At 38.2% G+C, this 24933-nt stretch carries 21 protein-coding genes; 9 read left to right on the top strand and 12 right to left on the bottom strand.

What is annotated here, in order from left to right; genetic code table 11:
• Positions 1–8: 8 nt before the first annotated feature.
• The 3 genes from ZA07_RS09685 to radC are packed head-to-tail and all read right to left on the bottom strand — an operon-like array spanning position 9 to position 2691.
• Positions 9–698 (bottom strand): YjjG family noncanonical pyrimidine nucleotidase, encoded by a 690-nt coding sequence (locus ZA07_RS09685; protein WP_053971490.1) that lies wholly within the window; start codon positions 696–698, stop codon positions 9–11.
• Positions 688–1989 carry a hypothetical protein gene (locus ZA07_RS09680; protein ID WP_053971489.1) on the bottom strand — a complete coding sequence of 434 codons (1302 nt, stop codon included), beginning with the start codon at positions 1987–1989 and terminating at the stop codon, positions 688–690. Before ZA07_RS09680 ends, ZA07_RS09685 begins: the two co-directional genes overlap by 11 nt.
• A gap of 3 nt (positions 1990–1992) precedes the next feature.
• Complete coding sequence (gene radC, locus ZA07_RS09675; protein WP_053971488.1) at positions 1993–2691, bottom strand: DNA repair protein RadC; 699 nt, start codon at positions 2689–2691, stop codon at positions 1993–1995.
• A gap of 51 nt (positions 2692–2742) precedes the next feature.
• Between radC and ZA07_RS09670 the strand changes: the two genes are divergently transcribed.
• Positions 2743–3192: a DUF1569 domain-containing protein gene (locus ZA07_RS09670; RefSeq protein ID WP_053971487.1), complete on the top strand. Its 450-nt coding sequence runs from the start codon at positions 2743–2745 to the stop codon at positions 3190–3192.
• Positions 3193–3323: 131 nt separating this feature from the next.
• Here ZA07_RS09670 and ZA07_RS09665 read toward each other — a convergent pair whose 3' ends face one another.
• The 3 genes from ZA07_RS09665 to ZA07_RS09655 form a co-directional block, all read right to left on the bottom strand.
• Positions 3324–4727 (bottom strand): MATE family efflux transporter, encoded by a 1404-nt coding sequence (locus ZA07_RS09665; protein ID WP_053971486.1) that lies wholly within the window; start codon positions 4725–4727, stop codon positions 3324–3326.
• A 294-nt stretch (positions 4728–5021) separates the two neighbouring features.
• Entirely contained in the window at positions 5022–6377 is a 1356-nt protein-coding gene (gene murC, locus ZA07_RS09660) for a UDP-N-acetylmuramate--L-alanine ligase (protein WP_053971485.1), read from the bottom strand.
• A 77-nt stretch (positions 6378–6454) separates the two neighbouring features.
• The gene (locus ZA07_RS09655) at positions 6455–7183 is read right to left on the bottom strand and encodes a lipopolysaccharide assembly protein LapB (protein ID WP_053971484.1); all 729 of its coding nucleotides are present in this window, start codon (positions 7181–7183) and stop codon (positions 6455–6457) included.
• A gap of 125 nt (positions 7184–7308) precedes the next feature.
• Here ZA07_RS09655 and ZA07_RS09650 point away from each other — a divergent pair, with 125 nt between their 5' ends.
• A complete protein-coding gene (locus ZA07_RS09650) occupies positions 7309–13725 on the top strand; it encodes an alpha-2-macroglobulin (RefSeq protein WP_053971483.1) in 6417 nt (2138 codons plus the stop codon).
• Positions 13726–13758: 33 nt separating this feature from the next.
• Here ZA07_RS09650 and ZA07_RS09645 read toward each other — a convergent pair whose 3' ends face one another.
• The 6 genes from ZA07_RS09645 to ZA07_RS15890 form a co-directional block, all read right to left on the bottom strand.
• Positions 13759–14475: an SDR family oxidoreductase gene (locus ZA07_RS09645; protein WP_053971482.1), complete on the bottom strand. Its 717-nt coding sequence runs from the start codon at positions 14473–14475 to the stop codon at positions 13759–13761.
• Between the two features lie 16 nt (positions 14476–14491).
• The gene (locus tag ZA07_RS09640) at positions 14492–15043 is read right to left on the bottom strand and encodes a DUF664 domain-containing protein (RefSeq protein WP_053971481.1); all 552 of its coding nucleotides are present in this window, start codon (positions 15041–15043) and stop codon (positions 14492–14494) included.
• A gap of 69 nt (positions 15044–15112) precedes the next feature.
• Entirely contained in the window at positions 15113–15634 is a 522-nt protein-coding gene (locus ZA07_RS09635) for a DUF4136 domain-containing protein (RefSeq protein ID WP_053971480.1), read from the bottom strand.
• 46 nt (positions 15635–15680) lie between these two features.
• Positions 15681–16679 (bottom strand): GTPase ObgE, encoded by a 999-nt coding sequence (gene obgE / locus ZA07_RS09630; RefSeq protein WP_053971479.1) that lies wholly within the window; start codon positions 16677–16679, stop codon positions 15681–15683.
• Between the two features lie 44 nt (positions 16680–16723).
• On the bottom strand, positions 16724–16951 hold the full coding sequence (locus ZA07_RS09625; RefSeq protein ID WP_053971478.1) for a PLD nuclease N-terminal domain-containing protein: 228 nt from the start codon (positions 16949–16951) through the stop codon (positions 16724–16726).
• Between the two features lie 16 nt (positions 16952–16967).
• Positions 16968–18077 carry an adenylate kinase gene (locus ZA07_RS15890; protein ID WP_082316593.1) on the bottom strand — a complete coding sequence of 370 codons (1110 nt, stop codon included), beginning with the start codon at positions 18075–18077 and terminating at the stop codon, positions 16968–16970.
• A gap of 129 nt (positions 18078–18206) precedes the next feature.
• On the opposite strand from ZA07_RS15890, the gene ZA07_RS09615 reads away from it, so the two are divergent.
• The 7 genes from ZA07_RS09615 to ZA07_RS09580 all read left to right on the top strand — a co-directional run bounded on the left by ZA07_RS09615 (position 18207) and on the right by ZA07_RS09580 (position 24742).
• Complete coding sequence (locus ZA07_RS09615; protein WP_053971477.1) at positions 18207–19361, top strand: 5-(carboxyamino)imidazole ribonucleotide synthase; 1155 nt, start codon at positions 18207–18209, stop codon at positions 19359–19361.
• A 3-nt stretch (positions 19362–19364) separates the two neighbouring features.
• Positions 19365–19847: a 5-(carboxyamino)imidazole ribonucleotide mutase gene (purE, locus tag ZA07_RS09610; protein ID WP_053971476.1), complete on the top strand. Its 483-nt coding sequence runs from the start codon at positions 19365–19367 to the stop codon at positions 19845–19847.
• A gap of 201 nt (positions 19848–20048) precedes the next feature.
• The gene (locus ZA07_RS09605; RefSeq protein WP_053971475.1) at positions 20049–22082 is read left to right on the top strand and encodes a M3 family metallopeptidase; all 2034 of its coding nucleotides are present in this window, start codon (positions 20049–20051) and stop codon (positions 22080–22082) included.
• Between the two features lie 175 nt (positions 22083–22257).
• Complete coding sequence (locus tag ZA07_RS09600; protein WP_053971474.1) at positions 22258–22479, top strand: CDGSH iron-sulfur domain-containing protein; 222 nt, start codon at positions 22258–22260, stop codon at positions 22477–22479.
• Positions 22480–22620: 141 nt separating this feature from the next.
• Entirely contained in the window at positions 22621–23124 is a 504-nt protein-coding gene (locus ZA07_RS09595) for a GbsR/MarR family transcriptional regulator (RefSeq protein WP_053971473.1), read from the top strand.
• A 407-nt stretch (positions 23125–23531) separates the two neighbouring features.
• Entirely contained in the window at positions 23532–23927 is a 396-nt protein-coding gene (locus ZA07_RS09585; protein ID WP_053971471.1) for a hypothetical protein, read from the top strand.
• 263 nt (positions 23928–24190) lie between these two features.
• Positions 24191–24742, top strand: coding sequence for a sigma-70 family RNA polymerase sigma factor (locus ZA07_RS09580; protein WP_053971470.1), 552 nt, complete (start codon positions 24191–24193; stop codon positions 24740–24742).
• Positions 24743–24933: the final 191 nt, after the last annotated feature.

Here is a 24933-nt window from a genome sequence, read left to right as displayed (position 1 = left end):
AGATACAATTATAAATAGTTCTTTAATTGTAATAAATTCCTAATTTGTTTCACCTCTGCCCCAACATTTTCGTTTTTGATATTAAAACAAATGGCATCCAATCCAAAATTTAAAGCTCCCAATACATCGGCCTCCAAATTGTCCCCAATCATAATACTGGAGTCTTTTGAAGCCTCAGCTAAATCCAAAGCAAATTCAAAGATATTAGGATGTGGCTTTTTAACTCCTACCTTTTCAGAATCGGTAATGGTTTTGAAATAATGGTCTATTTTGGAATTCTTTATTTTGTTATACTGCACTTCGCTAAAACCGTTTGTAATGATGTGCAACCTATAATTGGGATATAAATAATCCAAAATATCCAAAGTCTCTTCAAACAAATGGTTAAAAGTACCTAAGTATGCAATATAATCTATAGAGAGTTTGTTGATCAAATCATCCGAAACTTTGTAATCAAGTCTATCAAAGGAATCACTCAACCTTCGATACCTCAAGGTTGCCTTATCAACTTTATCTTCTCTGTAAAGTTTCCAATAATCTAAATTTATGGGTTCGTAATGGAAGAGAAATTCTTCCAAATCCAAGGACACCTTATTCAGGCTAAATATCTTCTCAAAAGTTAATGCCGAATTCCTATCAAAATCCCAAAGGGTATGGTCTAAATCAAAAAATATATCGGTGATGCCTTTAATCCTCATCTGTTGAGTCTAATATCAAATTAAACAATTCCTTGAATCCTTTCCAACGGTCCAAATCACTAAAAGTATAATTATGGAACACCGGGATAAATTCGCCATTGACCTTTTTTACCTTTGAAATCATAGACTGTAAGGCTTGTTTTTTATCCAGTTGCGAATGTATTTTCAGCATGGAAAAGTCCATCATATGGTAGGAATAAATCTTAAGTGGTGTCTGAATTTCAAAATCCAAATCATAAAAGAAAAAAGGCGTACAAGTGCCAGCACGAAATCCAAAATGACGTGTATAACCCATGGTGTAGTCCTCTCCTATCTCCAGGTCTACCAAATTTCTGTAAGATTCTGGCAAGTTCACCTTTGAAAAGGAATTTCTAGAGGCCGTAAGGGTAGCATAAATGATGCCTTCCATTCTTTTTTTCTCCTTTTTTAACCGCTCCATGTCAGTAAGCGCTAGAAAGGATACCTTGAGTCCTACTTGGCAGTAATCTGACACCTGCTTGATGAGAGACACAAAGGATTTATTGTTTATGTTCACTCCCTTATCATAAGTGGATAAATCACCTACCATGAAGAAAAATATGAACTTGTGATGTGTGGTTTTCTGTCTGTTGATGATATACCTGAAGGTATCATCTGGGTCGTGTTTTAAACCCATCAAAACCGAATACCTCTGGTAAAGTCTTTTCAATTTAAGGGAAAATAGATCGCCTAGGGTACCCATCAAATTTCTTAAAACGCCCTTACTTTTAAATTGATACGGACAGGGAACATCAATGATGGGCTTGATTCTGTAGGCGCGTTCTTCAAAAACATAGTCTGGAAATTGGGCCGTAAGTACCTCCTTAAATTTGTAGGCCCAAATATCTACAACAGGTTGCTGAAGAAAATCATGCTTGAAACCTAAGCTCTCTTCTGGCGAAAACCTTCCGTATTCATCTTTTACATGAGGCAAATACTCTTCATATCGCGATAGCATGTAAAAAGTAGCCGCAAAGATATCAAAGGGGATACTGCTCTTCTCTCCTGCTGGGAAAAAGCACTTGGTATCATCCCATTTCATTACGTGCACCTCTATGTCTGACAATCCCTGTTCAAACAACAGGTCATGACTTTTTACAAACAACTCACTGCTTAAGGGCTGCTTGGTGTAAGACATTTTCAAGCTGTCATGGGCGATAAATTCCTCGATGGTAGTGGTAAAATCTACCGGAATATTTAAAATACGCGTAAAGATTTGCTTGAAAGCATACTTAAGTCTGGGCGTAATTTTATGAGTGTAAACAAGTAGCATGAATTACATGAGATTTTCATCGGCAAAACTAAAGTAAGCCTTTTCTGTGATGATTAAGTGATCCAGCACTTTTATATCCAAACTTTCTCCTGCCCGTTGTAGTTTTTGTGTAATTTGTTTATCGGCTTCACTGGGGACTAGGGTTCCTGACGGGTGGTTATGAGCCAAAATCATACTGGTAGCTCCTAATTCTAAAGCGGTTTTCATAACCAAGCGCACATCTACCAAGGTTCCTGTCATGCCTCCTTTGCTGAGCTGTATTTTTTGTAGCACCTTATTGGAGTTATTGAGATAGATAATCCAGAACTCTTCATGTGCCAGCTCCCCTATTATGGGTTGCATCAGTTCGAAAACCGAACTACTGGAAGTGATTTTCTTGAGTTCTAGGGCTTCTTCTCCCCTGCGCCTTCTTCCTAACTCCATGGCCGCTGCGATAGATATGGCTTTGGCTTCCCCAATACCTTTAAACGCCATAAGCTGTTTGAGACTTAGCTTACCCAAAGCACTTAGGTTATTGTCTACACTTGCCAATATACGCTTGCACAATTCTACGGCACTTTCTTCCTTACTACCAGAGCCAATTAAAATGGCCACCAATTCAGCATCACTGAGGACACCTCTTCCCTTGTCCCGAAGTTTCTCTCGAGGTTGGTCGTCTTGGGACCAATGTTTAATTGAAAAAGAAGCGTTTTTTTGCGTCATATAGTAAATATAAATATTGTAACTTTCAACTGCAATTTTTAGCACCTTGTTATGCAATCATTATTTGACCCGACCTCCTATCAAGAGATTTTAAGCCGCCTGGAGCAACTGCAATCTGATAGTGCACGCCAATGGGGCACGATGGATGCCTCCCAGATGTTGTGGCACTGTCAAGGGCCTTTAAAAATATCATTAGGGGAACTGAAACCCGAGAAGCCCAATGTTTTTATGAGGGCCATGTTCTCGCTTTTTAAATCTTCTTTGTACAACGATAAGCCCTGGAAACCCGGATTGCCCACCTCTAAAGAGTTTGTAGTAACGGAAGCCAAGGATTTTGAAAGCGAAAAGGAAACTTTAGTAAAACTTATTGAGAGGTTTCATGCTAAAAAGGATGCCGGTAGTCTTCCTCCACACCCTATGTTTGGAGATTTCACCATGCCCCAATGGGGACAAATGCAATACAAACATTTGGATCATCATTTTAGGCAGTTTGGGGTGTAGCCATTGGATTTCTTATCTGCCATCGGAAAATTTATAATAAATACGATGACATTCTAAAGTTAACCCAAGAGCTTCTTGAGCAAATTGAATAAGTGAAAAACCACTTAAAATCGACATTTAAACTCATTCTTTTAAACCTTCACCAATTTCCACCGGCCTCTTTTAAACCAAATAATACCAACAATGGCAATGAGGACTTCTGCCAAGGTGATGGCCAAAAAGACAGCCTTAGGCCCCCAGTCTAAAGTGATGGCGGTCAAATAAGCAAATGGTAATTGAAACAACCAAAAACAGAAAAAGTTGATATAGGTAGGCGTTTTGGTATCACCGGCACCGTTAAAGGACTGAATCACCACCATGCCGTAGGCATAAAAGACATAACCCGCAGCCAAAACCCGTAAACAAAGCGAACCATAGGTTATTACCTCTGGTTCATTTGAAAACCACATGATGATCTGTTTGGCGAATATGAGATACACAAGTGACACCAACCCCATAAAAATGGCATTATACTTCCCGGTTATCCAAACCGATTTTTCAGCTCGATCAGGTTGTTGGGCTCCTAGATTTTGCCCCACCAAAGTAGCTGCTGCGTTGCTCATGCCCCAAGACGGCATGAGGGTAAACATCATCACCCTGATGGCAATGGTATATCCTGCCAGCACTTCACTGCCAAATTCACTCATGATGCGCATTAAGAACACCCAGCTGGAGGTTCCAATTAAAAATTGGCCAATCCCCCCGAGGGATACCTTGATCAAGTTGAACATGACCGATATCTTGATGGCTATATCCTGAAGGGTAACTTTGATTTTTCCGATACCATAAAACAATACCACCAATTGATATAAAACGGCTGTACCACGACCAATAGTAGTGGCAATAGCCGCCCCTTTTACGCCAAAGCTGGGAACAGGACCCCAGCCAAAAATAAAAATAGGATCTAAAAGGATGTTCAATCCATTGGAAAGTATTAAGGTCCACATGGCAATGGAGGCATTGCCCGCGCCACGGAAAATGGCATTGATCATGAACAATAACATGATGGTTAAATTACCACCTATCAGAATTTGGGTATAGCCATAGCCTTCGGAAATGAGATCAGGTTCGGCGCCCATTAGAGCCAAAATTTCCTTGGCATACCATATACCCACGATACTGACTATAACGGATACCAGAACACCCAAAATAATTACTTGCACTGCCGCCTGTGACGCTCCTTTGAGATCCTTCTCGCCTACTCGGCGTGCCACGATGGCTGTAGCGGCCATACTAAGCCCAATAGCCACCGCATAGACCAAAGTCACCACCGACTCTGTTAAACCAATGGTTGCTACCGCATTGACACTTACCCTAGAGACATAAAAAATATCAACCAGAGCAAATATGGACTCCATGAGCATTTCGAGAATCATGGGTATGGAAAGCATGAAGATGGCCTTACGAATGCTCCCGGATGTAAACTCCTGTTCGGCTCCAGAGAGCGCCCTTTTGAAATATTTAAAAAGCTGTTTTATAGAGGGTATGGATTGCATGATTTTAAGGTATATAAAAATGAGACACCCGTGATGGGTGGTTGGATTTTTTTCATGGCTTACGAGATGTAAACCTCATCTGATGTGTGACTTATGCAATCATAATGGAGCAAATATGAGAAGTTTTATCCTAAATTAAAAATGAAATTTCCCATTTGGATAAAAAAATCTGTGAGATTAGTAGTCCCATCCTTGGGGTCGCTTTGAGAAAGTGCCCCATTATGACTAAACAATTGTATCGGTCTATGGAAGAAGAATCCCTAAAAAGAATCCATGTCCGGCTTATGTCCGGCTTTATTCAATAAGCCCTTTGACCTCATCAAAATCCAAACCACCATAATTACCAGAACTCATTAACAACAAGGCGCTGTTTTCTAGGTTTCTTGAAAACAGATCGGTTTTAAAATCTTCAGGATTGGTGAAAATGGTCAGGTCTTCCCTGTTGAAAGCCTGTTTGATTTGTTCATGGGTGACCTCATCCAGTTTTTTAATCTCCACGGCATGTGGGGAATAAAATACCACCGCAACATCGGCAGCATCTAGGGCTCCTTCATATTGTTTTAAAAACTCGGCATTCAGACTGCTATAGGTATGTAGTTCTAAACAAGCCACCAATTTTCTATCTGGATATTGGTCTTTTACCGCCTTTGTGGTAGCCTCTACTTTGGAAGGAGAATGGGCAAAATCCTTGTATGCCACACTGCTTTTTCCCACAGCAATTTTCTCTAGTCGTTTACTGGCTCCCTTGAATGTAGAAATGGCTTCATAGAAATCGTCTTCATCGATGCCCATGTGCTGGCAAATCCATTTGGCACCTGCCAAGTTATTTAGATTATGGGCTCCAAACACTTCAATGGGGAGTTCGCCTTCTGATGTTTCCAAAAGTGTTTCACCATCTTCCACCGTATATTCTGGTGTCTGATATGGCAACTTTCTGATGGTATTTTCACTAGCTTCTACCACCCTAACCACTTCGGGATCTTCAGCATTATAAGTGATACTCCCTCCTTTCACAATACTATCTACAAAAATCTGGAACTGCTCCACATAGTTTTCATAGGTAGGAAACACATTGATGTGATCCCAAGCGATACCACTCAACAAAGCAATGTTGGGTTGGTACAAATGGAATTTGGGGCGCCTGTCTATGGGCGAACTTAAATACTCATCACCTTCTAAAACAATAAAATCATTGTCGTCGGTTAGTTTTACCATGACATCAAAGCCTTCCAGTTGGGCACCCACCATGTAATCTACTTCCATATCGTGGTAATGCATCACATGGAGAATCATGGACGTGATGGTGGTTTTCCCGTGACTACCTCCAATAACTACACGCGTTTTATCTTTGGACTGTTCGTACAAAAACTCGGGGTAACTGTATATTTTTAAGCCTAGTTCTTGAGCCTTCAACAATTCTGGATTATCCTCTTTGGCATGCATTCCCAATACGATGGCATCCAACTGGGAGGTGATTTTTTCTGGAAACCAACCAAAGGCTTCAGGCAACAAGCCCTTAGCCTGTAGACGCGATTTTGATGGTTCAAAAATAGTATCGTCGCTTCCGGTAACTTGATATCCTTTATTGTGTAAGGCTATGGCCAAATTGTGCATTGCTGCTCCTCCTATGGCTATAAAATGTACGTTCATATGGGTGTAGAATTGTGAATCAAAGATAGGGGATTTGTGTTATTTGTTAAAGCTTACCACCTCATTTTATTAGGCATTTACTCTGATGATAATTCTTGTAGCTTGTTTCTTAAATCGTCATCCTTTAAGGCATCTACCCCTTGTTTAAGAACTTGTTTGGCCTTTTCTTTTTGGTTGGTTTCTATATATAATTTAGCCAACTCCAAATAGCAGGTTTTAGAGCCTCCTATTTCTAAAGCCTTTTTTAAATGGGTTTCAGCCTGATTATAATTTTCATTTTCCTTAAAAATAAAACCCTTGGCTAGATGTCCATCTACAGGGGAAAGGGTCTCAAGTTGATTGGCAAATTCTAAGGACTTGTCTGTAGAACCTCCTAAAATGGCAGGCAATTCCATATAAAACTTCACAAGAGCCCACCTTACATCAATATGACTAGGATCTAATTCAGCAGCCTTTAATAAGGAAGCTTTCACATCTGATATTAAACCGATACCTGCCAGTTTATTGGATGCCGCTTTCATTCCTAAGGCACCGCCATACTTGTATTGGTAGTTGGCATTCTCGGGATGTTTGGATTTCAATATGTCATATTGCTCAACGGCTTCATCCCACATTTCTTGATGGGAATAAATATCTCCCAAAAGTTCTACGGTCTCCAAATCGTTTGGGTTGGCCTCCAATTTCATTTCCATATAACTTTCTACATCTGCAAACTGGTTGTTCATCAAGATGCTCTTAACCTCATCATCCAAGGTTTGGGATAAGAGGCCTATGGGAAATATAAATATGATACCTAGTCGCCACATATTCCAAAGGTAATTTTTCTTTTTGACTTGGTAAATACCTACTTTAACTCAACAGAACACGTAGTTGCCTCAATATCTATTTTTTGGTACAACTTTTGAACTGTATTTTGTAGAAAATATATTACATGAAACCACTTGCCATCACCTTCTTAATAAGTCTTATGACCCTAACTGGTTTTTCCCAAACCGATCCCTATCCTAAACTTTGGAAACAGGTAGAAAGCTACGAACTGGACAATTTGCCCAAATCTGCCCTGGAAGTTGTTAATGATATTGCCACTTTAGCGAAAAAGGAAGGTAACAAGCCGCAGGAAATCAAGACCCTTATTTACAAAAGCAAGTTTGCCTTGATTCTGGAAGAAGACGCTCAATTAAAAGTGATTCAAGATTTCAAAACCGAAATACACCAAGCAGAAGCCCCTACCAAAAATCTGTTGGAAAATATGCTAGCCACGATGTATTGGCAATACTTTCAGCAAAACCGCTGGAAGATATACAACCGCACTGAAACCACACAGAAAGTAGATTCGGTGGATTTCAGAACGTGGGATTTAAACACGCTTTTTAAAGAAATACAAAAGCACTATCAAGCATCTCTGGAACCCGCAGATATTCTTAAAGAAACACCTATTGAAACCTTTAAGCTACTACTTACCGAACAAAAGGATTCTAAAATTTATAGACCAACCCTTTACGATTTGTTGGCACATAATGCTTTGGAATTTTATAAGACCGATGAGAGTAGCATCACCAAACCAACTGAAGCTTTTGAGATTGACAACGACCGATTTTTATGTCCTGCTGATGAATTTTCAAGCTTAAACATCACTTCGACTGATTCTACTTCTCTACCATTTCAAGCCTTGAAGTTGTATCAGGATTTGATTCAATTTCATCAAACCGACACCCAAGCAGATGCACTAGTAGAGGTTGATATTGAGCGTCTCAACTTTGTAGAAAGCTATGCCAGTTTCCCCGACAAACAGGACATCCTGATTCGTACTTTAAAGGAAAGTCAAGACACTTATTCTGGTCAAGCGGTGAGTACCCTTTATGGTTTTGAGGAGGCTCAGCAATATTATTATCAAGGACAAGGTTACCAACCTCGTACCCAAGAAGAGAACCGTTGGAAAGTCAAAAAAGCTTTTGACTTGTGTGAGCAACTTATTAAAAATTTCCCTGAAAGTATAGGCGCTGAAAAATGTGAGGTGCTTCAAAGTTATATCTCCAGAGAAAGTTTAAACTTAATGACAGAAAGCCATCTTCCCATTCAACAGCACAGTAAAGTTCTGGTAATTTATAAAAACATCCAAGCTTTAGAACTTAAGGTGTTTAAATTTACCGAAAAACAATACAAGACCTACCAAGAAAACCATAGGGAAGACTTGCAATGGGAATTCATTAAAAAGTTGACGGCTAGCCATGTTTGGGAAACCACTCTAAAAGATGAGGGTGATTACCAGTCTCACAGCACAGAAGTATTGGTGCCTCAATTGGACAACGGCAGGTACCTTATGGTAGCTCTGGTTAATAATGAAGCAAACACCTTTGCTGCCCAGACCTTTCAAGTGACCAACTTGGCCATTACTGAAACTTCTGATGAGTTGAATCAATACTATCAAGTCATTAATCGAACCAATGGAGCACCTATTGCTAAGGCCAAAGTGGTATTAAGCTATCAAAAGAACTACAATGGCTCTTATATTACCAAATCGTTTACTTCGGACTCAAAAGGAATGATCCAAATTCAAAAACCCAATGAGTATTGGAGGAACATAACCATGGAAGTGACCTATGGAAAAGACCGAGCCCACTTTGGGAATCATTACATTAGTCAACACTACAATCGTTCTGAAACCGATGCGGATTACAAAGGTTTTGTGTTTACAGATAGGAGTATTTACCGCCCTGGGCAAACGGTTTATTTTAAGGCCATTGCCATGAAAACAGTCAAAGGAAAGTCTGAAGTCATTCCCAATCAATTGTTTTATGTGGATGTGTATAACGTGAACGATGATGAAGTTGCTGAATTGGAATTAAAAAGTAACGAATATGGTTCTGTTGCTGGGGAGTTTATATTACCTAGCTCCGGTCTAAATGGACAATACAACATCAATTTTCATGGTGATGGTAATGATTTGGATGTCGAATATTACTTTTCGGTTGAAGAATACAAACGTCCCAAGTTTGAAACCAAATTTACGCCTATCACTGATACCTTTCGCCTGAATGATTCAGTTACTGTCCATGGAACGGCCCTTGCCTTTGCTGGTAGCAACATTACCGATGCCAAGGTGACCTATCGGGTGGTTCGACAAGTGCAATACCCTATTTGGTACCGATGGAATCCTCGCGCCTATTACAGTGAGCCCCAAGAAATCGCCCATGGGGAAACTACCACCAATGCTCAAGGTGAGTTTGAAGTGGTATTTAAGGCGCTTCCGGACACCGCGGTGAGCAAGGAAGGTCAACCCACCTTTCAATATGAGGTTACAGCAGATGTAACGGACATCAATGGAGAAACCCGTTCGGCTACCACAACGGTAAATGTGGGTTATCATGCTTTGACAGCAAGTATCCAAGCTCCGAACAAATGGGATAAAACCAACAAAAAAGAGGCATTGACTCTAATCACCAACAACTTAAATGGGGCATTTGTACCTACTGAAGGGTCTTTAAAAATTTATAAACTACAGGCTCCTGAGCAAGTTTTGAGAGATCGTCCTTGGTCAGCTCCCGATTATCCTTTGATGACCCAAGCCGAATTTAAAACACATTTTCCCCATGAAGCCTACCAAGATGAAAACGATGTCAACACTTGGAAATTTGGGACTTTGGTCAAAGACATAGCTGTCAACACTAAGGATTCTAAAGAGGTGATTTTGGGACATATGAAATCCTGGGAATCTGGTTTGTATAAAATCTTTTTTGAAACCAAGGACCGCTTTGATCAAGTGGTTAAAGCTGAACAGCAAATCACGGTGTTTAGTCCCAAAGACAAAACGCTGGCAGACCACCAACTATTCCAATTCCATACAGATAAGGATCGCTATCAAGTAAGTGAACAGGCCGTCATTTCGGTAGGATCTGCTGCTGAGAACATCACTGTGACCATAGATATTGAGAAGAACCACCAAATTGTAGAGACCAAACTTTTGACATTGAATAACAACATGGTTTCATTCGAAATTCCCATCACCGAAAAAGATTTGGGCGGTTTTGCCATCCACTACAGTTTTGCCTTTGCCAACGGTTTTCAAAGCGGGAGCCAAACCATTCAAGTGCCTTATCCGAGTAGCGATTTACAGATTGAGACTAAAACCTTCAGAGATAAGCTGCAACCGGGAAGTGAAGAAACTTGGAGTTTTACTATTAAAGGACCGAAAGGGGAACAAGTTAGTGCCGAGTTGTTAGCCAGCATGTATGATGCCTCTTTAGATCAATTTAAAACCCATGATTGGCGTTTTGATCCGTTGTATGAACCTATTTACTCCAGTCGAGGCCATAGAGGTTCTGGACAAAGTTTTGGGAGTAGCGGTTTTCGGGTTTTTAATCAGTCTCGACAGCCGTTAAGTTACCCTCATCAAAGTTATGATGGTTTAAATTGGTTTGGGTTGCATTTAACAAACAAGAGGCTCAACAATAACTACCTCAGTCAAATACGAATTAAGGAATTGAAAAGCAAATATGATTCCAGTATTGATAAAGGCTTTGTTTCTGGAATAGTATCAGATGAATACGGATCTCCATTACCAGGAGTAAATGTGGTGGTTAAGGGTACTAATAATGGAACCCAAACAGATTTTGATGGCAACTTCTTAATTCAAGTAGATAATAATGACCAACTTATTTTCAGTTTTGTAGGCTATAGCAGCTTGAATTATAAAATTAAGAATGACAATTTTCTGTATTTATCTATGCTACCTGACCAGAGTGCAATTGATGAAGTTGTTATTAGTGCTTTTGGAGTCAAGAGAAAAAAGGATGAAATTACTACCTCATACCAAGTTGTAAAGTCAGAAGATTTAGAACAAGATTTCATGGATAATAACATTATATGGACTCCTCAAAATGCATCGGGAATAGGATATGTTAATATGACCTTATCAGATTCTTTAGAGTTTAATTTTGAAACGCAGAAAGCTTTGGAATTCAAAAAGCATTTGGAAAACATCCAAGCTAGAAAAAACCTGCAAGAAATGGCCTTTTTCTTTCCGCAATTGCAAACCGATCAAGACGGGAACGTAAGCTTTAGTTTTACCACGCCAGAAGCCTTGACCCAATGGAAACTGCAACTGTTGGCACATACCAAAACATTGGAAAGTCAAGTCACCCAATTAAACACCCTGACCCAAAAAGAATTAATGGTGTTGCCCAACGTGCCTCGGTTTTTAAGACAAGGTGATGCCATTACCATCAGTACCAAAATTTCCAATCTTTCAGACAAGGCTTTAAGCGGTAATGCCATGTTGCAACTGCAAGATGCTACCACTGGAAAGGATATTACCAATGAGTTACTATTCCTTCGACAAGCTCAGGATGACAATCAAGGGATACTACCTTTCTCTGTAGAAAAACAAGGGAACACCCAAGTCACTTGGAACCTTCATATTCCTGATCATGTAGATGCACTTCAATATAAAATTGTGGCACAAGCTGGGGAGTTTAGCGATGGCGAGCAAAATGCTCTACCTGTGCTTTCCAATAGAATGTTGGTTACCGAAACCTTACCCATGTGGATTAAAAGCAATGAGACCAGAACGTTTACGTTGGACAAATTAAAAACCAACACCTCAGCCACTTTAAAACACCACAAACTGACTTTGGAAATCACCTCCAATCCGGCATGGTATGCCGTACAAGCGTTACCGTATTTGATGGAATATCCGTATGAATGTAATGAGCAAAACTTTAGTAGGTATTATGCCAATGCCTTGGCAAGTCACATTCCTAACAGCAATCCTAGAATTAAAGAGGTTTTTGATCAATGGCGAAACTCTGATGCTCTCTTAAGCAATTTGGAGAAAAACGAGGAATTGAAAAGTCTGTTGATACAGGAAACCCCTTGGCTGCGTGATGCTCAAAGCGAAACCGAACAAAAGAAACGTATCGCTATGTTATTTGACATGAACAAAATGACCAATGAGCTGCAAAACAGCTTGAAAAAACTGGAGCAAAACCAAATGGGTTCAGGAGCTTGGGCTTGGTTCAACGGTGGAAAACCTAACCGTTTCATCACGCAACATATTATAACTGGATTTGGGCATTTAGGACAATTGGGAGTCACTACAGACAAACTTGGACAAGCTCAGGGTGACACCGAAATGATTAGAAAAGCTCTGAATTATCTAGATCAAGAATTTGTTCAGGAATACAAGGATTTGACCAAATACCGTAAAGATGTAGATCTATCGAAAGACCATTTAAGTTACAGTCAGATTCAATATTTATATATGCGTAGTTTCTATCCTGAGGTTGAACTTTCAAAGGAAGTGGCCACCATCAAGAGCTACTACATGAATCAGACGAAGGCCTATTGGACCTCCAAATCCTTATATGCCAAAGGCATGATAGCTTTGGTTGCCTTTAGAAATCTAGATTCAGTAACTGCTAATAAGATCCTGAAATCCTTGAAAGAAACCAGTATCACCAATGACGAATTGGGTATGTACTGGAAGGACAATGTGGCTTCTTGGTATTGGTATCAAGCGCCTATTGAAACCCAAGCCCTAATGATTGAAGCATTTTCTGAAATTGAAAATGATATGGAAACGGTTGACAACCTTAAAATCTGGTTATTGAAAAACAAGCAAACCAATCAATGGAAAACTACCAAAGCTACTACCGAAGCGGTGTATGCTTTGTTGCTTCAAGGTAGTGATTGGCTAAGCGTCACCGATGCTGTGGAGATTCTGGTTGGTAATCAAAAGATTGAACCTGCTAAATTAGAAAACGTCAAGGTGGAAGCTGGTACTGGGTACTACAAAACATCTTGGAGTGCTACAGAAATCCAACCTGAGTTAGCTGATGTGACCTTAACCAAAAAAGGAAACGGGATTGCATGGGGCAGTTTATACTGGCAGTATTTTGAAGATCTGGATGCGATTACCTCTGCAGAATCGCCACTTTCTTTAAAAAAGAAATTGTTCTTAAAAACCAATACCAATACAGGTGAAAAGATTTCAGAAATAACAAACGACACCCCCTTAAAAGTTGGTGATTTAGTGAGAGTACGTATTGAATTAAAGAGTGACAGAGATATGGAGTTTATACACATGAAAGACATGCGCGCTGCAGGCCTGGAACCTATCAACGTACTTTCTGCCTACAAGTATCAAGACGGCTTGGGATATTATGAAAGCACCAAGGATGCCTCTACCAATTTCTTTTTTGATTATTTACCCAAAGGAGTTTATGTTTTTGAATATGATTTAAGAGTCAATAATGCGGGTGAAATGAGCAATGGTATTACCACCATACAAAGTATGTATGCCCCCGAGTTTAGTAGTCATAGTGAAGGACAACGCATTCACATAAAATAGAAACAAAAAATCCCGCAATTGCGGGATTTTAATTTATTTGGAAGGTGGCATACTTGGCCTGACCTCAATTTTACTAGGTAATGTTCGGGGATTCATTTTAATTAAATCGACCACCAACTCACCGATGTCTTCTATCTGGATTTTCCAGGAATCACTGTCATTTGGTTCATGACCATTGAAATAAGTCGATACTGACCCCGGCATGATGGTACTCACCTTGATTCCATATTTTCTCAAATCCAACATAGCTGCTTGGGTAAACCCAGTAACACCAAATTTACTGGCATTATAAGCCGATCCGCTAGCGAAGAAATTAGTCCCAGCCAAACTGGAAATAGTGATGTAATAACCTTCCGTGTTTTTTAGAGCATCCACACTCGCTTTAAGTGTATAAAAAGCGCCTGTCAAGTTGGTATCGATAGTTTCCTGCCATTGTTCTAGTGTCAAATCTTCAATGGGTGCAAAATGTCCCAATCCGGCATTGGCAATGACAATGTCTAGGTGTCCAAATTCATTCACCACATCCTTGACCGCCTCTTGAATGGAATTAAAATCAGTCACATCTCCTTTTAATCCCACTGCTTTGGCCTTAGTTGTTTTATGGGCATTTAATCTTCCAGCAGCATCATGAGCCGCAGCGCTGCTTCTACTGGTCACTGCCACATGTACTCCTTGTTCTAAAAGTGCCTGTGCAATTCCAAATCCGATGCCTTTTGAGCCTCCTGTGATTAAAGCTACTTTATTTTCCATTTTTTTGATATTTAAATTATTCTTTCGGTAATCTTTTGGTTAAATAGGCCAATTGTCCCATATGGTTGGCTTGATGCTCCATCACATGAAACCAAGCCCAATGATTGGACATGCCTTTATTGGTTTTTGAAAACCATTTATCGTCTTTGGTTTTCATGAGTTCCTTTGTTTTGTTTCGCACTTCATCATATAAATCCATGTAATACTGAATGGGTTTTCCTTGAAATTCTGCTCTAGCTTCATCCCCAAGGCTTAATGCCATCATCCATTTTTCCTTTTCAGCTTCATTAAAGTCTCGCTTTTCAAAGGTGAATACTTGGTAATGGGCTTCGGTTGCGGCCAGATGATAAATGAGTGCGCCGATTCGGTTGGAATTATCGTCCAACAGAAAATCTGTCTGTTCCTGATTTAAATCTTTCACTAAATATTCAACCCTACCCTTTAAATTGTCAAGCATGACAATCATATTCCCTATATCATGGGAATATCCTTTGGGAGGTTCAATGGTATACTGGGCCTGTAAATTGATACAAACTAATAGAAAAGTAATAAGGATTGCTTTTTTCATTATTTTTTGGATTGGTTTCTAACGAAGTTAAAACAACCCAAGAGGAATCAAAATAGCCTTAACAGCATCTTAACGAACTTCCTGAGGAGGCGGAAACTTTTCAAAGGCTTTCTCTACAATATTTTGCATGTGCTTGGTGCGCTCATCTGGTGTAGCCTTATCAAAATAGGGGGAATCCATTATCGCTTGATAAATCAACCCATTTTGATCTAAAACATCTATTTGTATCACCCGGTTTGTTTTATCCTGACCTAAAGGAATGCCAACCGAAACACCACCGCCTACCTGGCCTCCACCACCGCCCAGACCCAATCCAACAGTGCTCTGCTGCATGGAATGATAATCGGAAGTTTTAATATTTATAAGCAACTCGGCATTCTCTGATAAGGTAAGTCCTTTGTTTGTCAAATGAGCATCAATGGCATCCAACAACCTATTTTCATCCAACTCACTCAATCCAGAGTTTATCTGTGGGTAATAGTTAAATGTTTTGTATTTGGAAAAATCAATATTTCTATCGTAGTCATGCGTAACCTGAATACTGTGGCACCCCATAAAAAGCAATAGAAAAAGGAAACTTAATTTTCTCATATCTTTTATTTTAAAGATATAAAATTAGAAATTAAGAAGGGGCCTTTTAGTCATTCAACATGCCCCACAATTTATCTTTCAAAGTTTGAAGTCCTTGATGTGCCACCGAAGAAATAAACATATAATCTATAGGTAAGATAGCGTCCAATTCGGTTTTCATCTCTGCCTTTAATTCTTCATCCAACATATCACTTTTGGAAATAGCAATCATACGCTGTTTATCCAACATCTCGGGATTATATCTTCTCAACTCATCCAAAAGAATGTCATATTGTTCCTTGATATCTCCGGCATCGGCTGGAATAAGAAACAACAAGACCGAGTTTCTCTCAATGTGTCTTAAGAAATAATGCCCCAAGCCTTTACCCTCTGCAGCTCCCTCAATAATACCAGGGATATCTGCAATTACAAAAGTTTGATAATCTCTATGTTTAACAATACCTAAATTAGGTTTTAGGGTTGTAAACTCATAATCTGCTATTTTAGGTTTGGCAGCTGTGACCACAGATAACAACGTAGATTTTCCTGCATTAGGGAATCCTACCAAACCAACATCGGCAAGAACTTTAAGTTCCAGAATAATCTCCTTTTCTTCACCAGGTATACCTGGTTGTGCATACCGAGGTGTTTGGTTTGTGGGACTCTTAAAATGCCAGTTTCCACGACCTCCCATACCACCTTGAGCGATGATTTTTTCTTCACCGTCGTCGGTAATTTCAAAAAGGATTTGATTGGTTTCTTTATCACGAATGACCGTTCCCAAAGGCACTTCCATGTAAATATCTTCTCCATCTGCCCCCGTACTTCTTTGCTTACCCCCATGTTCCCCATGACCGGCCTTGAAGTGACGCTTAAATTTATAATTGTAAAGCGTCCAAAGGTTTTTATTCCCTTTCATTATCACGTGACCTCCACGACCACCATCGCCTCCATCAGGTCCACCCTTGGCTATATATTTTTCACGGTGTAAATGTGCAGATCCTTTACCTCCGTTTCCAGAAGCCACATGAAGCTTTACATAATCAACAAAGTTCCCTTCAGTCATATTACAATCTCTTCAGAACGAAGCTATTTATTAGTCAAATGAATTTAATATTTAAAATAATTCCTGTTGGAATTTCTTATTTCCAGCGCCTTAAATTTTGGTCTTCCAATAACAAAATATAAAATGGATCCAATTAAAGGAAGAAATAACACTATAAGAATCCAAATCAATTTGTCATTATTTGTAGCTGTCTTATTTAGCAAACTCACTATGGCGGCTATTGGAAATAACAAAAAAGAAAGGCACAAAAATACTAACAGGAAAAAAGCCATAATTATTAATTGTCTATTACAGCTTGTCGATCACCTCGCTTAAACGCTGAGTGATTTCCTCGATACTACCAACCCCATCTACTCCAAAATATTTATCCTCCTTGGTGTAGTAATCTTTTAGGATCGCTGTTTTACTGTAATACTCTTTGATTCGATTTCTAATAATGGATTCATCAGCATCATCGGCTCTACCACTGGTTTCCCCTCTTTTTAACAAACGTTCCACCAATATTTCATCATCTACTTCTAAAGCAATCATGGCGTTAATTTGAGAATCCTTCTCATCCATTAACTCTGCCAAGGCATCTGCTTGAGCAGAAGTTCGCGGAAAACCATCAAAGATAAAACCTTTGGCATCCGCATTCTTTTCTACCTCAGCATTCAACATATCAATGGTTACCTTATCGGGTACCAACTCACCCTTATCCATATAGGATTTGGCCAACATACCTAAAGCGGTCTCGTTTTTAATGTTATAACGAAACACATCTCCAGTAGAAATGTGAACCAGATTATACTTTTCCTTTAAAAATTCTGCTTGTGTTCCTTTACCGGCACCTGGAGGGCCAAATAGGACAATATTAGTCATATGTTGTGTAGTTTTTAATTGATAAATTTCAGGCAAATCACGTCCCAAACCATTATAGTCCAAGCCATAACCAACAATAAATTTTTTCGGTATTTCGATACCTTTATAATGAATTTTAAAATCCTTCTTGTAAGCTTCCGGTTTGTAAAACAAAGAGGCTATAATAAGTCGTTTTACTCCTTCGTTATTAAATATTCGATGCACTTCATGAAGGGTGTTTCCAGAATCGATAATATCCTCAAGTATCACCACTGTTCTTCCTGATAAATCTTGAGTCAAGCCAATGAGACGTTGTATATCCTCTGTAGATTTCAATCCCTCATAAGAAGCCAATTTTATAAATGTTACCTCACATGCACTGGGGTATTTTTTAACAAAATCACTAACAAACATGAAGGAACCGTTGAGAATACCCACAAACACTGGAATTTCATCCTTTAGGTCACGAGAAATTTCATCAACCATTCGTTGCACAACGGCATCTATTTCTTGGGCTTTAATAAAAGGTCTGAATTCTAAATCGTGAAGTTTTACCACCGGATTATTTATTTTGGAAAACAAAGATAATCAAATGTTAAAAGTTTTGCGAATTTGACGCCACATTGTTGCGCTTTTTGTTTTATCACAGGCATTTGATTTGTATTTTTGCCCAAAAACAAAGCCTTCATGAATTTATTTTCTTCAGATTTTAAACTAGGTATTTTAGGTGGTGGTCAATTAGGAAAAATGCTCCTTTACAATACCAGAAAATTTGACATAAACACCAGCGTTTTGGACCCCAGTAACGAAGCTCCTTGTAAAATTGCCTGTAACGAATTCCATCAGGGAGACCTAATGGATTATGATACCGTGGTTGCTTTTGGGAAACAGGTAGATGTTTTGACTATAGAAATTGAAAACGTCAATGTAGACGCTTTGGAAACCTTGGAAAAAGAAGGCATTAAGGTGTACCCTTCTTCAAGAACACTAAGAACCATTCAAAACAAAGCCAAACAGAAGCTTTTTTATGTAGACAATCAAATCCCAACAGCTGATTTTAGTCGGTTTGCTTATACTTCAGAAATCAAGGAAGCCATTAGCAATGGAGGCATTCAATTGCCATTTGTATGGAAAAGCGCCCAATTTGGATATGATGGAAATGGTGTTAAAGTGGTACGCAAAGTTGAAGATTTAGAAGGACTTCCCAATGTGGAATGTATTACTGAAACAATGATTCCTTTCAAAAATGAGCTTTCAGTCATTGTAGCCAGAAACCCAAAAGGCGAAATTAAAACCTATCCTGTGGTAGAAATGGAATTCCATCCTGAAGCTAATCAGGTAGAATATGTAATCTGTCCTGCCAGAATCGATGAGGATGTAGCAAAAAAAGCTCGTGAGATAGCTTTAAAGACTTCTGAAGCATTTAACCATGTAGGGCTGTTGGCGGTAGAAATGTTCCAAACCCAAGAGGACCAAATTTTGGTTAATGAAGTGGCCCCTAGACCGCACAATTCGGGGCACCAAACCATTGAGGCAAGCTATACGTCTCAGTTTGAACAGCACCTAAGAGCCGTTCTCAACTTACCTTTAGGGAAAACTGAAAGTACTGTTGGCGGAATTATGGTAAATTTGGTTGGTGCCGAAGGTTATACCGGTGATGTCATTTATGAAAATATTGAAGCCATTATGGGTATGGAGGGTGTAACTCCACATATCTATGGAAAAAAACAAACCAGACCATTCAGAAAAATGGGACATGTGACCATAGTAAATGAAGATATAAATGAGGCCAGACAAATAGCCGAACAAGTAAAAAAGACCATTAACGTAATCAGTAAATAAGTTATGAGCAAAGTAGGAGTTATCATGGGAAGTAAAAGCGACTTGCCAGTTATGCAAGAAGCTATTGATATATTGGAAGGATTTGATATTGAGGTGGAAGTTGATATTGTATCGGCACACAGAACACCAGAAAAATTATTTGATTATAGTAAAAATGCTCACAGCAGAGGCATTCAGGTCATCGTTGCTGGCGCTGGCGGTGCAGCTCATTTACCCGGGATGGTAGCATCATTATCCCCTCTACCTGTCATTGGGGTACCCGTTAAAAGCAGTAATTCCATAGACGGTTGGGATTCCGTTTTATCCATTCTTCAAATGCCTGGAGGTGTACCAGTTGCTACCGTAGCATTGAATGGTGCCAAGAACGCTGGTATTTTAGCAGCCCAAATTATCGGGAGCTCAGACAAGTGTGTTTTAGATAAAATTATTGCTTATAAAGAAGGCTTGAAGATGAAAGTCTACGAATCTGCGAAGGATTTAAAATAAAAGCCTCGGTATCCCTACCGAGGCATTCAAGCTATTAATCAATCATCTTAAAGAGTAAACTTTTAAACTCTTATGAAAAATCTTCGGCAAAAGTAAAAAAACATTTCAGATTACAAAGAAAAAAATTTGTTAATGTTATGCTAATCAAGTTTTTAGTAAGAAAAAAAGGACGTTATTCTGATTAAAGAAATTTACAAAAAAATGAACATTTTAAATAAACCATTTGACAATCAATATCATACAGCTCCCTTCTCAAAAATAAAAAATGAGGATTTCCTTCCGGCTTTTATTCAGGGAATTGCAGATGCTAAAAAAGAAATTGATGAAATTTGTGAGAATAAAGAGGCGCCAACCTTTAATAATACGATTGAAGCCTTGGATTTCTCTGGAGAACAACTTGATAGAATCTCAAGTATTTTCTTTAATCTAAATTCGGCCGAGACCAACGACGAAATCCAAAAAATAGCGCAAGAAGTTTCTCCACTACTTTCTGAGTTTAGCAACGACATCACCTTAAATAAAACGCTGTTTGAACGTGTTAAAGCTGTATACGATCAAAAGGAGCAGTTGGATTTAACCAAGGAGCAAGAAACACTTCTTGACAAAAAATATAAAAGCTTTTCCAGAAACGGAGCAAATCTCCCTGAAGACAAAAAGCAAGAACTTCGTCAAATTGATAAAGAATTGAGTCAGCTCAAATTAAAATTTGGAGAAAATGTGCTTGCTGAAACCAATAAATATGAACTTCACATAACGAATGAAGAAGATCTGGCTGGTTTACCCGAAGACGCTAAGGAAGAAGCTAAACAAACAGCAGAAGCCAAGAAAAAAGAGGGCTGGGTGATTACACTGCAATACCCAAGCTACATTCCTTTTATGACCTATGCTAACAATAGGGAATTACGGAAAGAACTGGCTATTGCCTTTGGAGCCAAAGGATTTCATGGAGATGTATTAGACAACCAAGAAATAGTTCTCAAAATAGCTAAATTACGTCATCAAAGAGCCAACCTTTTAGGCTATCCTACTCATGCCCATTTCGTTTTAGAAGAGCGTATGGCGAAAAATCCTGAAACGGTTACTACCTTTTTACAGGAACTCTTGGAAAAAGCCAAACCAGCAGCTGAAAAGGAATTTGAAAAGTTATCAGCTTTTGCCAAAGAATTAGATGGTTTCGATCATTTAGAGAAATGGGATGGCGCTTATTATTCAGAAAAATTAAAACAAAAATTGTTTGATTTAGATGACGAGAAATTGAAACCCTATTTCAAACTTGAAAATGTTATCAATGGTGTGTTTACAATCGCTCAAAAACTATATGGCTTACATTTTGAAGAAATTGATACGATTGACAAATATCATGAAGATGTTTTGACGTACAAAGTTACCGATGATAACGGAAATTATGTTTCTATTTTCTACGCTGATTTCTTTCCTAGGGAAGGTAAAAGAAATGGTGCCTGGATGACGGTTTACAAGCCGCAATATGTGAAAAATGGCATTAATGACCGTCCACATATTTCCATTGTTTGTAATTTCACTAAACCCACCAAGACAAAACCATCTTTGCTTACATTCAATGAGGTGACCACCCTATTCCATGAATTTGGTCACGCCTTACATGGCATGTTGGCAAACACAACTTATCCAAGTTTATCTGGGACTAGTGTTTTTTGGGACTTTGTAGAATTACCTAGTCAAGTTTTGGAAAATTGGTGTTATGAAAAAGAGGCCTTGGAACTTTTTGCCACCCATTATGAAACCGGTGAGGTAATCCCAATGGATTTGGTTGAAAAAATTAAGGAATCGGCCACCTTCCATGAAGGAATGCAAACCTTAAGGCAGTTAAGCTTTGGTTTGTTGGATATGAGTTGGCATGGAATTGACCCAACTGATATTTCTAATGTGAAAGCTCATGAACTGAAAGCTTTTGAAAGCACCAAATTATACCCTGACGTAGCAGAAAATTGCATGAGCACGTCATTTTCACACATCTTTCAAGGTGGTTACTCTTCTGGGTACTACAGCTACAAATGGGCGGAAGTTTTGGATGCCGATGCTTTCGAATTTTTTAAAGAACAAGGCATATTCAGCAAAGAAGTAGCTAGTAAATTTAAGGATAATGTATTGTCTCAAGGAGGCACAGATGACCCCATGAAACTTTACAAACAATTTAGAGGCCAGGAACCACAACCAGAGGCGCTTTTAAGAAGGGCTGGATTGATAGAGAAATAAGGAAATAATAAAAGGGCGATAATCATCGCCCTTTTATTTTGGATTTTATGCTCATCGTGAAACCGTCTTAACTATTTAGTAGCATTAATAAAATTTTTAGTTTGCGTATGATTCAAAACTTTAGAGGAAGTTTTAAAAATGTGTATCTTACCACCAATAACCAATACATTTAAACATGTCTAAAACCAAACTCACAATACTTAGCAACGGAAGCGTAAAAGTAGATGGCGATTTTGAAATTGTTGATAAAGAAGGTAACGTTTATGGTTTGGGAGGCCGAACTTTAGTTTCACTTTGCCGCTGTGGAAGATCAGAAAACAAACCATTTTGTGATGGTAGTCATCGCAACCATTTTGAACATGAGGCAAATGCATTTGATCTTCCACCAAAACCCTAAACATTTATAATCAAATTCAAAAGTCTTTAAAATAGAGCCTAAGTTTTAACGGTTTTAGTAGTTTCCTTTTAGAACTAGTTCTTTCAGAAAATAAACTTTCAATTATTATTGAAAGTTTAAAATATTTTATATATTTGACTCATGAATTATCAAGAAGCCAAAGAAAAATTTATTAGCACTTGGGGGAGTTTAGGCTCCCTATGGGGCATCAATAAAGCCATGGCACAAATTCAAGCGCTTTTATTTATCTCTACCAAACCCTTATCCATGGAAGACATCATGGAGGAGTTAAAAATTTCAAGAGGTAATACCAGTATGAATTTAAGACAATTGATGGACTGGGGTATCGTTACCAAAGAAATTATTCCAGGAGAACGTAAAGAATATTTCACAACAGAAAAGGATGTGGAAGAACTGGCCAGACATATAGCCAAAGAACGAAGTAGACGTGAATTAAAACCTGTATTGAAGGTTTTAAAGGAGGTTTCAAATATTGATAGCGATCAAAGTGAAGAAACAGAGGAATTGAAGAAACAAACCAAAGCGCTTCATGATTTAACCCAACAAGCCGATGACATGCTTAACAAAATAGCTGACCAAGATCTTAATTGGGTGACTAAAACATTTATCAAGATTATGCGCTAATTTTTTTAATACAATGTTTCAATTTTTTCTGAAAGTTTAATAACAACAAAATGAATTATAACATACTGTCCTATTTTTTGTACTTACCCCTTATTTGTCTAATCATGATAAAAATCGGTTGGCTATTTTACCTAAATGGGGAGCTATTTTTGATGCGGATATTTAAGAATAAAATATACCTAGTAAAAAGCACAAACAATCTACTTCTTCTTGGTTATTACCTAACAAATATTGGTTATGCTATACTTACAATTTCATCTTGGGACAAAGTAAATTCCTTTTTAGAGGCAATTAATTCAGTAGCGTCAAACCTAGGTTTTATAATATTACTTCTGTCAGTATTGCATTACAACAACATATTCTGGCTAAACTTTTTAAATAAAAATAACATTTTAAATCTTTAAATCATGGAACAATCAAAAATCATTATCGGCTATTTAATTTATCTCCCTATTGTAATTGCTTTAACCATATTTGTCTCCAAAATGCTATTCAAAAATGGAAGACTATTTATGATTGATATCTTCAAAGGAAACACAGGTATTGCTAATGCAACAAACAAACTTTTCGAAATAGGATTTTACCTTATTAACATTGGTTTTGCTTTATATATTATGGAAATATATTACTACAGTGACAAAACGATGAACTATCAAAAAATGTTAGAAATATTAAGTAAAAAAATAGGTGGATTTACAATATATCTCGGAACTATGCTATTTATCAACCTTTACTTCTTTTTTAAAGGACGAAGAAAGTCCATTCAAGATCTAAAGCCCACCGAAGAAACAAACATTAATTAAACCTTTTACATATAAAAGTGCGGAAAAAAGCAGACCTATTATATGCCTTCCGCACTTTGTGCACTTATATAAATCACTATTGAATTCCAATTACTAGTTTATTCCCCAAAACTATGGGGAGGAAAATCATTTGAAACAGTAGTTCACATTTTCTTTATTATCATGTGGACTTAAATGAGTTCCAGCTTCGCTTTAACATATTATTATTAAATCAGTTACCAACTCATTTTTTTAGTTTAAATTTGAGTAAAAGAATTGCTGTTATGCCTAGCCACAAACTAGATCCCAACCGGTGGATTGATAGGTATTCTGATTACCTATTCAATTATACCATATCTCGAGTGAACGACCGGGAAATGGCCAAGGATTTAGTACAAGAAACTTTCTTTGCTGCCTTAAATTCCATGAAGAATTTTAAAGGTGAAGCATCTGAACGCACTTGGCTTATTTCTATATTAAAAAGGAAAATAATTGACTATTACCGTAAGATAAACTCCAAAAAGGGTCAGGCCGAAGTCAAGATTAATTATAATGAAGAAGACAATAATGGCGATTGGCTGGAAGAGCAAGTTTCTGATCCCTTTGATAAAACAGCAGAAGACCAAATGGAAAATGACGAACTTGGAAATGCTATTTTTCAATGTTTGGATAAACTGCCAGAAAAACAGGCCGCTGTATTTAAAATGAAAACTATAGAAGGTTTGGATACCGAAACGATTTGTAATGAATTAAACATCACTGCGTCTAACCTGTGGGTAATCATTCACAGGGCAAGAACAGCCCTAGCTGATTGCATGGAAAAAAACTGGTTTTAACCTATGTCTGAAAAAAAATCTATCTTGTTTATCTCCTGTGATGAAGCATATCACATTTGTGACAAGTCCCAGTATAATGATGCCTCCCTTTGGGAAAAACTAAAACTAAATTTACGATTAATTTGGTGCAAACACACCAGAGGCTACATATCAAAAAACAAAAAGCTGACCCATTCCCTCAAGCAATCCAA

Origin of the sequence: Mangrovimonas sp. ST2L15, from assembly GCF_001280515.1 — a bacterium.
Taxonomy (GTDB): Bacteria; Bacteroidota; Bacteroidia; order Flavobacteriales; family Flavobacteriaceae; genus Mangrovimonas; species Mangrovimonas futianensis.
The sequence above is the reverse complement of the archived record's forward strand: the minus strand, read 5'-3'. Positions and strand labels throughout refer to the sequence as shown.